This is a genomic window from Serratia sp. CY37869, assembly GCF_052168895.1.
In the GTDB taxonomy this organism is placed as follows: domain Bacteria; phylum Pseudomonadota; class Gammaproteobacteria; order Enterobacterales; family Enterobacteriaceae; genus Serratia; species Serratia ureilytica.
This window is the reverse complement of the sequence record NZ_JBJNLU010000003.1, coordinates 25502-37421: the sequence shown is the minus strand read 5'-3', so window position 1 is coordinate 37421 and position 11920 is coordinate 25502. Positions and strand designations below refer to the sequence as shown.

The 11920-nt window shown below is 58.3% G+C and carries 11 protein-coding genes; all 11 read left to right on the top strand.

The annotated features are described in order from the left end of the window. Nucleotides 1–157: 157 nt before the first annotated feature. The 11 genes from ispC (at nt 158) to rnhB (ending at nt 11917) form a co-directional block, all read left to right on the top strand. The gene (gene ispC / locus ACJ8J1_RS15790; protein ID WP_033644873.1) at nt 158–1363 is read left to right on the top strand and encodes a 1-deoxy-D-xylulose-5-phosphate reductoisomerase; all 1206 of its coding nucleotides are present in this window, start codon (nt 158–160) and stop codon (nt 1361–1363) included. A gap of 268 nt (nt 1364–1631) precedes the next feature. Then, entirely contained in the window at nt 1632–2390 is a 759-nt protein-coding gene (gene ispU, locus ACJ8J1_RS15785) for a (2E,6E)-farnesyl-diphosphate-specific ditrans,polycis-undecaprenyl-diphosphate synthase (RefSeq protein ID WP_033644874.1), read from the top strand. Between the two features lie 9 nt (nt 2391–2399). After that, nucleotides 2400–3242, top strand: coding sequence for a phosphatidate cytidylyltransferase (gene cdsA, locus ACJ8J1_RS15780; RefSeq protein ID WP_033644875.1), 843 nt, complete (start codon nt 2400–2402; stop codon nt 3240–3242). A gap of 27 nt (nt 3243–3269) precedes the next feature. Continuing rightward, nucleotides 3270–4625 carry a sigma E protease regulator RseP gene (gene rseP / locus ACJ8J1_RS15775; protein ID WP_033644947.1) on the top strand — a complete coding sequence of 452 codons (1356 nt, stop codon included), beginning with the start codon at nt 3270–3272 and terminating at the stop codon, nt 4623–4625. Between the two features lie 35 nt (nt 4626–4660). Beyond that, nucleotides 4661–7087: an outer membrane protein assembly factor BamA gene (gene bamA / locus ACJ8J1_RS15770; protein WP_033644877.1), complete on the top strand. Its 2427-nt coding sequence runs from the start codon at nt 4661–4663 to the stop codon at nt 7085–7087. 156 nt (nt 7088–7243) lie between these two features. Beyond that, entirely contained in the window at nt 7244–7741 is a 498-nt protein-coding gene (skp, locus tag ACJ8J1_RS15765) for a molecular chaperone Skp (RefSeq protein ID WP_004931958.1), read from the top strand. Nucleotides 7742–7744: 3 nt separating this feature from the next. Further along, entirely contained in the window at nt 7745–8767 is a 1023-nt protein-coding gene (gene lpxD, locus ACJ8J1_RS15760; RefSeq protein ID WP_025304030.1) for a UDP-3-O-(3-hydroxymyristoyl)glucosamine N-acyltransferase, read from the top strand. Between the two features lie 160 nt (nt 8768–8927). Continuing rightward, nucleotides 8928–9383 carry a 3-hydroxyacyl-ACP dehydratase FabZ gene (gene fabZ, locus ACJ8J1_RS15755; RefSeq protein WP_004931962.1) on the top strand — a complete coding sequence of 152 codons (456 nt, stop codon included), beginning with the start codon at nt 8928–8930 and terminating at the stop codon, nt 9381–9383. A gap of 3 nt (nt 9384–9386) precedes the next feature. Continuing rightward, complete coding sequence (gene lpxA / locus ACJ8J1_RS15750; RefSeq protein ID WP_033644878.1) at nt 9387–10175, top strand: acyl-ACP--UDP-N-acetylglucosamine O-acyltransferase; 789 nt, start codon at nt 9387–9389, stop codon at nt 10173–10175. Nucleotides 10176–10178: 3 nt separating this feature from the next. Then, the gene (lpxB, locus tag ACJ8J1_RS15745; protein ID WP_004931967.1) at nt 10179–11327 is read left to right on the top strand and encodes a lipid-A-disaccharide synthase; all 1149 of its coding nucleotides are present in this window, start codon (nt 10179–10181) and stop codon (nt 11325–11327) included. Then, complete coding sequence (rnhB, locus tag ACJ8J1_RS15740; protein WP_033644879.1) at nt 11324–11917, top strand: ribonuclease HII; 594 nt, start codon at nt 11324–11326, stop codon at nt 11915–11917. Before lpxB ends, rnhB begins: the two co-directional genes overlap by 4 nt. The last annotated feature ends 3 nt before the right edge of the window (nt 11918–11920 follow it).

Below are 11920 nucleotides of genomic sequence, written 5' to 3'. Positions count from 1 at the left end.
TCAGCATCGCGCAGAAAAAAAGCGTCGCCTGGGCGGCGCTTTGTTTTTTGTGGCGCAGATCCCGTTTCATCGTACTGAAAGATCATGGACAAGCGGTGTCCAAGGTTCCACACTGGAGCACCTCCGATCTCATCAGACAGTTATTCAGAGTGAACTCATGAAGCAACTGACCATTCTTGGCTCGACCGGCTCGGTAGGGACCAGCACCCTGGCCGTGGTCAGGGCGAATCTCGACCGTTTTGCGATCAAAGCGCTGGTGGCCGGCCGCAACGTTACGGTCATGGCACAGCAATGCATGGAATTTCGGCCCGCGTTTGCCGCGATGGCGGATGAAAGCGCCGCGCGCGAGCTGCGCGCTATCCTGGCGGAGAACGGCGTCGCTACCGAAGTGTTGGCCGGGGAACAAGCGGCCTGTGAATTGGCCGCTTTGGATGACGTCGATCAAGTGACGGCGGCCATCGTCGGCGCCGCGGGGCTGTTGCCGACGCTGGCGGCGATCCGCGCGGGCAAGCAGGTGCTGCTGGCCAACAAAGAGTCGCTGGTCACCTGCGGCCGTCTGTTTATGGACGCGGTGCGGCAAAGCCAGGCGCAACTGCTGCCGCTCGACAGCGAGCACAACGCGATTTTTCAGAGTTTGCCTGAGAACATTCAGCGTCAGTTGGGATACTCTTCACTGGACAGTCATGGTGTTTCGCGCATCGTGCTTACCGGTTCCGGCGGCCCGTTCCGCACCACGCCGTTGGAACAGTTCGCCGCGATGACGCCGGATCAAGCCTGCGCCCACCCGAACTGGTCGATGGGTCGCAAGATCTCGGTGGATTCCGCCACCATGATGAACAAAGGTCTGGAATACATTGAGGCCCGCTGGCTGTTTAACGCCTCGGCCGAGCAAATGGAAGTGATCCTGCACCCGCAGTCGGTGATTCACTCGATGGTGCGCTATGCCGACGGCAGCGTGCTGGCGCAGTTGGGGACGCCGGATATGCGCACGCCAATCGCTCACGCGATGGCGTATCCGCAGCGTGTGAATTCCGGTGTGGAGGCGCTGGACTTCTGCCGTATCGGTTCGCTGACCTTCGCCGAACCGGAGCGTGAGCGTTATCCTTGCCTGTATTTGGCGATCGAAGCGTTTGATGCCGGCCAGGCGGCCACCACCGCGCTGAACGCGGCCAACGAAATCGCCGTGGCGGCATTTTTGCAGCAGCAGATTCGCTTTACCGATATCGCGGCGGTCAATCGCCAGGTGGTGGAACGTCTCGCGCTGCAGGAACCGACGAGCATCGAAGCGGTCTTAGACATTGACCGTCAGGCGCGCGCCGCCGCTGAGGAGCGGGTTCGCGCGTTGTGCGGCCGATCACGGTGATTATCCGATTTTGCTCGTAATTCGCGTGCGCCGCAGCGGGGCCGTTTGTTCATGCCCCGCTGAGGTGGTATAGTCTGCGCCACCTGTCAGCGGTTATACCGTTGAATTATGGCCCGATTGGCGCCTTGTGCGTCAATGGCGGCCCGGCTGCGCCGGGTGTCGCAAGGGCAGGCTGAAAGCCGTGTCGGGCACACGGCTTTTTTTGCGCGTAAGGGCCTGATGTTCCGGAAAGGCAGTTATATTTCTATTGAGGAAATAAGTACGAGTTATGTCGTCCGCAAACCAACAAGAGGCTAATCCATCTTCCCCGGGGCCGCGCCATGTCGCCATTATCATGGACGGTAACGGACGCTGGGCCAAACGTCAGGGCAAGTTACGTGTCTTCGGTCATAAAGCAGGGGTGAAATCGGTTCGCCGCGCGGTCAGTTTTGCCGCCAGCCACCATTTAGATGCGCTCACGCTTTATGCCTTCAGCAGCGAAAACTGGAACCGTCCGGTGCAGGAAGTCTCTGCCCTGATGGAGCTTTTTGTCCGCGCTTTGGATAGTGAAGTAAAAAGCCTGCATAAACATAACGTCAGGCTGCGAGTGATCGGCGATATCAGCCGATTCAGCGCGCGTTTGCAGGAGCGGATCCGCCGCTCTGAAGCTCTGACGGAAAATAACGATGGCCTGACGCTCAATATCGCTGCCAACTACGGCGGCCGTTGGGATATCATTCAGGGAGTAAGGGAACTGGCCGAACAGGTACGGGTAGGCGAGTTGCACCCGGATCAGATCAGCGAGGAATTATTGAACGAGCGGGTTTGCATGAGCGACCTGGCGCCGGTGGATCTGGTTATCCGCACCGGTGGCGAGCATCGCATCAGTAATTTCCTGCTGTGGCAAATCGCCTATGCTGAACTTTACTTTACTGATGTGCTCTGGCCTGATTTCGATGAACTTGTCTTTGAAGGTGCGCTGAATGCATTTGCACAACGTGAGCGCCGCTTCGGGGGAACAACACCTAACGGCGCCGATGCGTCCTAGGGAGAACTTTTGCTGAAGTATCGCCTCATAACTGCTCTGATTTTAATCCCGATCGTTATCGCGGCGCTGTTCCTGTTGCCGCCGTTGGCCTTTGCTCTGGTAACGCTCGTCGTGTGCATGTTAGCTGCCTGGGAGTGGGGCCAATTGGCCGGTTTTACCTCCCGTTCGCAGCGCATCTGGTTGGCGATACTGTGCGGTTTTCTGCTTGCGCTGATGATGCTCAGCGTCCCCGCTTACCATCAATCCGTGCCGCAGATAAGCGGCTCGCTGTGGCTATCGTTGGCCTGGTGGCTGGCGGCGTTGCTGTTGGTGTTGTTCTATCCCGGCTCGGCCGCTATCTGGCGCAATTCGCGCCCGCTGCGCCTGCTGTTTGGCCTGCTGACCATCGTGCCGTTTTTCTGGGGCATGCTGGCGCTGCGCCAGTTCGGCTACGAGCAAAACCCGTTTACCGGCGCCTGGTGGCTGTTGTACGTGATGTTGCTGGTGTGGGGCGCGGATTCCGGTGCCTACATGTTCGGCAAGCTGTTCGGCAAGCATAAGCTGGCGCCGAAGGTCTCACCGGGCAAAACGTGGGAAGGGTTGATCGGCGGGTTGCTGACGTCGGCGGTGATCTCGTGGCTGTTCGGCCGCTACGCGCCGCTGAACGTGGTGCCGACCACGCTGCTGGCCTGTTCGGTGATCGCCGCGCTGGCTTCGGTGCTGGGCGATTTGACCGAAAGCATGTTCAAACGCGAAGCGGGCATCAAGGACAGCGGGCATTTGATTCCCGGTCATGGCGGCATACTGGATCGTATCGACAGCCTGACCGCGGCGGTGCCGGTGTTTGCCTGCCTGATGCTGTTGGTGTTTTAATCCGTCGATGACGGAAAGTGAGGGATGATGGTCAGCGTGCTTTGGAACCTGGTGGCGTTTCTGATTGCGCTCGGTATCTTGATTACCGTGCATGAGTTCGGACACTTTTGGGTTGCCCGTCGTTGCGGCGTGCGCGTTGAACGCTTCTCCATCGGCTTCGGCCGGGCGCTGTGGCGTCGAACCGATCGCCAGGGCACCGAGTACGTTATCGCTCTGATCCCGCTCGGCGGCTACGTGAAGATGCTGGACGAGCGCGTGGAGTCGGTGGCGCCGGAGATGCGCCACCAGGCCTTCAACAATAAAACCGTCTGGCAGCGCGCGGCCATCATCAGCGCCGGCCCCATCGCCAACTTCCTGTTTGCTATCCTTGCCTACTGGCTGGTGTTCATCATCGGCGTGCCGAGTTTCCGTCCGGTGATCGGCGAAATCGCGCCGCAATCGATCGCCGCCAAGGCTGAAATTTCGTCTGGCATGGAACTAAAGTCGGTTGACGGCATCGAAACGCCTGATTGGGAGTCAGTTCGTCTGGCACTGGTGGCGAAGATTGGCGATGCGCAAACCGAAGTCGGCGTAGCGCCGTTCGGCTCTTCGCAGGTGGTGACCAAAACCCTGAACTTGCGCCAGTGGAACTTTGAACCGGACAAGCAGGATCCCGTTGTCGCGCTGGGGATTATGCCGCGCGGCCCGCAGATCGAATCCGTGTTGGCGGAAGTGCAGCCGAACTCGGCGGCGCAAAAGGCGGGTTTACAAGCGGGGGACAGGATCGTTAAAGTCGATGGTCAGCCGTTGGGTCGTTGGCAGACGCTGGTGAAGCGTATCCACGATGGCCCGGGGCAACCGCTGGCTTTGGAGATTGAAAGAAACGGCGCCCCCTTGTCTTTGACGCTGATACCGGATACAAAGCCGGTGGGAAAAGACAAATCGGTGGGGTTTGCAGGCATCATTCCAAAGGTGCTGCCGCTGCCGGAAGAGTATAAGACGATTCGCCAGTATGGACCGTTCCCGGCGCTGTATCAGGCCGGCGACAAGACCTGGCAGCTGATGCGGCTGACGGTCAACATGCTGGGCAAATTAATAACCGGTGATGTAAAGCTGAACAACCTGAGTGGCCCGATCTCGATTGCACAGGGAGCTGGGGCGTCAGCCGGAGTCGGATTCGTGTATTATCTGATGTTCCTGGCGTTGATTAGCGTCAACCTGGGGATCATCAATCTGTTCCCATTACCGGTGTTAGATGGTGGGCATCTCCTCTTCCTGGCGATAGAAAAGCTGAAGGGTGGGCCGGTTTCCGAGCGAGTACAGGACTACAGCTACCGCATAGGTTCGATCGTGTTGGTGTTGTTGATGGGTCTTGCACTTTTCAATGATTTTTCCCGCCTTTAGGGGCGGGGATAGGTTAGGAAGAACGCATAACAACGATGGCGATGAAAAAGTTGCTCATAGCGTCGCTGCTGTTTGGCAGCGCCACCGTATACGGTGCAGACGGGTTCGTAGTGAAAGACATTCATTTCGAAGGCCTGCAGCGAGTTGCCGTCGGTGCGGCGTTACTCAACATGCCGGTTCGCGTCGGCGATACCGTCACTGACGATGACATCAGTAATACCATTCGTGCCTTGTTTGCCACCGGCAACTTCGAGGACGTGCGCGTACTGCGCGATGGTAATACCTTGATCGTGCAGGTGAAGGAACGTCCTACCATCGCCAGCATCACTTTCTCCGGCAACAAGTCGGTGAAGGATGACATGCTCAAGCAAAACCTGGAAGCCTCCGGCGTCCGGGTGGGCGAGGCGCTCGACCGCACCACGATTTCCAGCATTGAAAAAGGGCTGGAAGACTTCTATTACAGCGTTGGTAAATACAGCGCCTCGGTGAAAGCCGTGGTCACGCCGTTGCCGCGCAACCGTGTCGACCTGAAGCTGGTGTTCACGGAAGGGGTCTCCGCCAAGATTCAACAAATCAACATCGTCGGCAACCATGCCTTCACCAACGATGAACTGATCTCGCGCTTCCAACTGCGTGACGAAGTGCCGTGGTGGAACCTGGTCGGCGATCGCAAATACCAGAAGCAAAAACTGGCGGGCGATCTCGAAACCCTGCGCAGCTTCTATCTGGATCGCGGCTATGCCCGCTTTAACATCGATTCTACCCAGGTGAGCCTGACGCCGGATAAAAAAGGCATCTACATCACCATCAACATCACCGAAGGCGATCAGTACAAGCTTTCTGATGTTGTCGTGAACGGCAACCTGGCCGGCCACTCGGCGGAAGTCGCTCAGATCACCAAAATCGAGCCGGGCGAGCTGTATAACGGCAGCAAAGTGACCAAAATGGAAGACAACATCAAAACGATGTTGGGCCGTTATGGTTACGCCTACCCGCGCGTCGGCACCCAGCCGGAGATCAACGACGCGGATAAAACCGTCAAACTGCACGTCAACGTTGACGCGGGCAACCGTTTCTACGTGCGCCGCATCAAGTTCGAAGGCAACGACACCAGCAAGGATTCCGTACTGCGTCGCGAAATGCGCCAGATGGAAGGCGCCTGGCTCGGCAACGAGCAGGTCGAGCAGGGCAAGGAGCGTCTGAACCGCCTGGGCTACTTCGAAACGGTCGATGTGGAAACCCAGCGTGTGCCGGGCACTGCCGATCAGGTCGACGTGACCTACAAGGTGAAAGAACGCAACACCGGTACCTTTAACTTCGGCGTCGGTTACGGCACCGAGAGCGGCGTCAGCTTCCAGGCCGGCGTGCAGCAGGATAACTGGTTGGGTACCGGCTACTCGGTCGGCATCAGCGGCACCAAGAACGATTACCAGACGTATACCGAATTCTCGGTCACCAACCCGTACTTCACCGTTGACGGTGTGAGCCTGGGCGGCCGCGTCTTCTACAACGACTTTAAAGCGGATAACGCGGATCTGTCCGACTACACCAACAAGAGTTACGGTGTTGACGGCACGCTGGGCTTCCCGATCAACGAAAATAACTCGTTGCGCACCGGCCTGGGCTATGTCCACAACGGCCTGTCGAACATGCAGCCGCAGATCGCCATGTGGCGTTACCTCGACTCGATGGGTGTGGATGCGAACAAGACCGACCGCGCCAGCTACTCGACGGACGACTTTACCCTGAACCTGGGCTGGACCTACAACAACCTGGACCGCGGCTACTTCCCGACTTCGGGTAACCGCACCACGTTGAACGGCAAGGTCACCATTCCGGGCTCGGACAACGAATACTACAAGGTGACGCTGGACAGCGTACAGTACGTGCCGATCAACGACGACCGCACCTGGGTGCTGTTGGGTCGCGGCCGCCTGGGTTACGCGGATGGGCTAGGCGGCAAGGAAATGCCGTTCTACGAGAACTTCTACGCCGGTGGTTCGAGCACCGTGCGTGGCTTCCAGTCCAACACCATTGGTCCGAAGGCGGTGTACTACAACTCCAATTCGTACCAGTGCCAGTTCAACGCCGGCAGCACCACCGATCGTCAGAGCATCTGTGGTTCGGATGACGCGGTGGGCGGTAACGCCATGGCGGTCGCCAGCCTGGAGCTGATCACCCCAACGCCGTTCATCAGCGAGAAATACGCCAACTCGGTGCGCACGTCGCTGTTCATCGATGCCGGTACCGTGTGGGATACCAAGTGGAAGAATACCAACGATACGCTGATGTACGGCGTGCCGGACTACAGCAAGGCCAGCAATATTCGTTCTTCCGCCGGTATCGCGCTGCAGTGGATGTCGCCATTGGGGCCATTGGTGTTCTCTTACGCCAACCCGATCAAGAAATACGAAGGCGACAAGTCCGAACAGTTCCAGTTTAACATCGGTAAGACCTGGTAACGGGTCTCGCCTCTGGGCATAACAGTTATTAAGAATCGCAATGGCCAGGCGCCCGCCGGCAGAGGGAGATGATTCTCATTGTTTGGTGGGACAAGTCTGGCAAATTGTGTACTTCAGTGTCATATGACACAAATGGGTGATGGTAAGGAGTTTATAGTGAAAAAGTGGTTGTGTGCCGCAGGCCTCGGTTTAGCAATGGCTGCTTCAGCTGGCGTTCAGGCAGCAGATAAGATCGCTGTCGTTAACGTCTCCAGCATTTTCCAACAGCTGCCGGCCCGCGAAGCGGTCGCTAAACAGCTGGAAAACGAGTTTAAAGGCCGTGCAAGCGAACTCCAGAACATGGAACGTAGCCTGCAGACCAAAATGCAACGTCTGCAGCGTGACGGCGCTACCATGAAAGCCAGCGACCGCAGCAAGTTGGAAAAAGACGTGATGGCGCAGCGCGAGCAGTTCTCTCAGAAAGCCCAGGCTTTCGAGCAGGACAATCGTCGTCGCCAGATGGAAGAGCGTAACAAGATCCTGAGCCGCATTCAGGACGCGGTGAAATCTGTCGCGAGCAAAGGCGGTTATGACGTGGTGATCGACGCCAACGCCGTTGCCTATGCAGACTCTTCCAAAGATATCACTGCTGACGTGCTGAAACAGGTTAAATAACACATGCTTTCAATTCGACTGGCTGATTTAGCGCAGCAGTTGGATGCACAATTGCACGGTGATGGCGATCTCGTCATCACCGGCATTGCTTCTATGCATTCGGCACAGCCTGGCCAAATCACGTTTTTGTCAAACAGCCGCTATCAAGAGCAGCTGTCTTCCTGCCAGGCAAGCGCCGTGGTGCTTACCGAAGCGGATTTACCACACTGCCGTGCTGCGGCGCTGGTGGTTAAGAACCCTTACCTGACCTATGCGCGCATGGCGCAACTGATGGACACCACGCCGTCGCCGGCTCAGGATATCGCGCCAAGCGCGGTGATCTCGCCTGAAGCGCAGCTGGGGCAGAACGTCGCCATTGGGGCGAACGCGGTGATCGAGTCGGGTGCGGTGCTTGGCGATAACGTGGTTATCGGCCCGGGCTGCTTCATCGGCAAACACGCACGCATCGGCGCGGGAACGCGTCTGTGGGCGAACGTAACGATTTATCATGCGGTCGAAATCGGCCAGCGCTGCCTGATTCAGTCGGGCACCGTGATCGGCGCAGACGGTTTCGGCTATGCGAATGAGCGCGGCGAGTGGATCAAGATCCCTCAGTTGGGCACGGTGATTATCGGCGATCGCGTCGAAATCGGCGCTTGCACCACCATTGACCGCGGCGCTTTGGATAACACCCAAATCGGGAATGGTGTTATCATCGACAACCAATGCCAGATTGCACATAACGTCGTGATTGGCGACAATACCGCCGTCGCCGGCGGTGTGATCATGGCCGGCAGCCTGAAAATCGGCCGCTACTGCCAGATTGGCGGCGCCAGCGTGATCAACGGTCACATGGAAATTGCCGACAAGGTTGTTGTTACCGGAATGGGAATGGTTATGCGACCAATCACCGAACCTGGGGTATACTCTTCGGGCATTCCGTTGCAGCCTAACAAGGTTTGGCGTAAAACCGCTGCGTTGGTAATGAATATCGATGAGATCAGCAAGCGCTTGAAAGCTGTCGAACGTAAAGTCGGAAAAGACTAGTCATTGCCGCCCGCTCTCGCGGGTACAAAACGAAACGCGTTGGTCGTGAGACCAAAAGCGCAAAGAGATGTTAATTTGCGGCCTGCATGATGATCTCCTTTTGGGGTCAGCGCAGGCCGTGTTGTTGATGCCATCAGTTTTTAGAGACAGGAAGAGTATTTTGACTACTGACACTCATACTCTGGATATTGCAGAAATTTTGGATCTGCTTCCTCACCGTTATCCGTTCTTGCTGGTCGACCGCGTCCTCGAGTTTGAAGAGCACAAATATCTGCGTGCGGTGAAGAACGTATCGGTGAATGAACCGTTTTTCCAGGGCCACTTCCCTGGCAAACCGATTTTCCCAGGCGTATTGATCCTGGAAGCCATGGCGCAGGCCACCGGCATCCTGGCGTTTAAAAGCGTCGGCAAACTGGAACCGGGCGAGCTGTATTACTTCGCTGGTATCGATGAAGCTCGCTTCAAGCGCCCTGTGGTGCCAGGCGATCAGATGGTCATGGAAGTCACCTTCGAGAAAACTCGCCGCGGTCTGACTCGCTTCAAAGGCGTGGCGACCGTTGACGGTAAAATTGTCTGCGAAGCAACCATGATGTGTGCCCGCAGCCGGGAGGCTTAATCCGTGATTGACCAAACCGCCTTTATCCATCCTAGCGCGATAGTCGAAGAAGGCGCCGTGATTGGCGCCGGCGTGCATATCGGCCCTTTCTGCTACGTCGGCTCCCAGGTGGAAATCGGCGCCGGCACGGTGCTGAAATCCCACGTGGTGGTGAACGGCATTACCAAGATTGGCCGCGATAACCAGATTTATCAGTTCGCCTCTATCGGCGAAGTGAATCAGGATCTGAAATACGCGGGCGAGCCGACGCGTGTGGAAGTGGGCGATCGCAATCGCATCCGCGAAAGCGTCACCATCCACCGCGGCACCGCGCAGGGCACCGGCCTGACCAAAGTGGGCAACGATAACCTGCTGATGGTCAACGTGCATGTCGCCCACGACTGCGTAGTTGGCAACGCTTGCGTGCTGGCCAACAACGCCACGCTGGCGGGGCATGTGGAAATCGACGATCACGCCATCATCGGCGGCATGACGGCGATCCATCAGTTCTGCATTATCGGCGCGCATGTGATGGTAGGCGGTTGTTCCGGTGTCGCTCAGGATGTGCCTCCGTTCGTCATCGCTCAGGGCAACCACGCTACGCCGTTCGGCGTCAACGCGGTCGGCCTCAAGCGCCGCGGTTTTGACAAGGATGAAATGCAGGCGATCCGCAACGCCTACAAAATCCTGTATCGCAGCGAAAAAACGCTGGATGAAGCGAAAGCGGAAATCGAAGCCCTGGCCAAAGAGCAGCCGGTGGTGCAGCAGTACCTCGATTTCTTCACCCGTTCTACCCGTGGCATCATTCGCTGAGTTATGTCGAATCGTCCATTGACTATCGGATTGGTCGCCGGAGAAACCTCCGGTGACATTCTCGGCGCCGGTTTGATCCGTGCGCTCAAAGCGCAGATCCCTGACGCGCGTTTCGTTGGCGTCGCCGGCCCGCTGATGCAGGCCGAAGGGTGCGAAGCCTGGTACGAAATGGAAGAGCTGGCGGTAATGGGCGTGGTGGAAGTGCTCGAGCGCTTGCCACGCCTGTTGAAGATCCGCAAGGATCTTACCCGCCGCTTCGGTGAGCTGCGGCCGGACGTGTTTGTCGGCATCGACGCGCCGGACTTCAACATCACGCTGGAAGGCCGCCTCAAGCAGCGCGGCATTCGCACCATCCACTATGTCAGCCCTTCAGTGTGGGCCTGGCGACAAAAGCGCGTTTTCAAAATAGGCAAAGCCACCGATTTGGTGCTGGCCTTTCTCCCTTTCGAAAAAGCGTTTTACGATCGTTTCAACGTCCCCTGCCGGTTTATCGGTCACACCATGGCGGACGCCATGCCGCTGCAGCCCGATCGGTTGGCGGCGCGCGCTCAGCTTGGCATCGCTCCGCAGGCGCGCTGTTTGGCCTTGTTGCCGGGCAGCCGCGGCGCCGAAGTCGAGATGCTGAGCGCCGACTTCCTCAAAACCGCGCAGCTGCTGCGCACGCGTTATCCCGAGCTGGAAGTGGTGGTGCCGCTGGTCAACGCCAAACGGCGTGAGCAGTTTGAGCGCATCAAGGCCGAAGTGGCGCCGGATCTGACCGTACACCTGCTGAATGGGCAGGGGCGTGAAGCGATGATCGCCAGCGACGCGGCGCTGCTGGCATCCGGCACGGCGGCGCTGGAATGCATGCTGGCCAAGTGCCCGATGGTCGTGGGCTATCGCATGAAGCCGTTCACTTTCTGGTTGGCGCAGAAGCTGGTGAAAACGCCTTATGTCTCGCTGCCGAATCTGCTGGCGGGGCGGGAGATCGTCACCGAACTGCTGCAGCATGACTGCGTCCCGGACAAACTGGCTGCCGCCGTGATGCCGCTGCTGGAAGAGAGCCCGGAAACCGACGCGCTGAAACAGACTTTCCTTACCTTGCACCAAAGCATCCGTTGCGGTGCGGACGAACAGGCCGCTCAGGCTGTGTTGGAGCTGGCGAAAGCATGATTGAACCCTTTATCTATCCCGCTGCCACGCTGATTGCCGGTGTGGACGAAGTGGGCCGCGGCCCGTTGGTCGGCGCGGTGGTCACCGCCGCCGTGATCCTCGATCCGGCGCGGCCGATCGTCGGGCTGGCGGACTCCAAAAAGCTCAGTGAAAAACGCCGGCTGGCGCTGTATGACGAAATCGTCGCCAAAGCGCTCTCCTGGAGCCTGGGGCGCGCCGAACCGGCGGAAATCGACCAGCTGAACATTTTGCACGCCACCATGTTGGCGATGCAGCGCGCGGTGGCCGGGTTGCATATCGCGCCGGACATGGTTTTAATCGACGGTAACCGTTGCCCGAGCTTGCCGATGCGTTCGCAGGCGGTGGTGAAGGGCGACAGCCGCGTGGCGGAGATCAGCGCGGCGTCCATTCTGGCGAAGGTCACGCGCGATCGCGAAATGGCCGAACTGGACAGCGAGTTCCCGGACTACGGTTTCGCGCAGCATAAAGGCTACCCGACCGCCTTCCACCTGGAGCGGCTGGCCGCGCTGGGCGCCACCGAGCATCATCGCCGCAGCTTCGCGCCGGTGAAAAGGGCGCTCGCGCTGTAGCCT

Coding starts and splice junctions, on each gene's coding strand:
- ispC (WP_033644873.1), top strand. CDS start 158: ATGAAGCAACTGACCATTCTTGGCTCGACCGGCTCGGTAGGGACCAGC.
- ispU (WP_033644874.1), top strand. CDS start 1,632: ATGTCGTCCGCAAACCAACAAGAGGCTAATCCATCTTCCCCGGGGCCG.
- rseP (WP_033644947.1), top strand. CDS start 3,270: ATGGTCAGCGTGCTTTGGAACCTGGTGGCGTTTCTGATTGCGCTCGGT.
- bamA (WP_033644877.1), top strand. CDS start 4,661: ATGGCGATGAAAAAGTTGCTCATAGCGTCGCTGCTGTTTGGCAGCGCC.
- lpxD (WP_025304030.1), top strand. CDS start 7,745: ATGCTTTCAATTCGACTGGCTGATTTAGCGCAGCAGTTGGATGCACAA.
- lpxB (WP_004931967.1), top strand. CDS start 10,179: ATGTCGAATCGTCCATTGACTATCGGATTGGTCGCCGGAGAAACCTCC.
- rnhB (WP_033644879.1), top strand. CDS start 11,324: ATGATTGAACCCTTTATCTATCCCGCTGCCACGCTGATTGCCGGTGTG.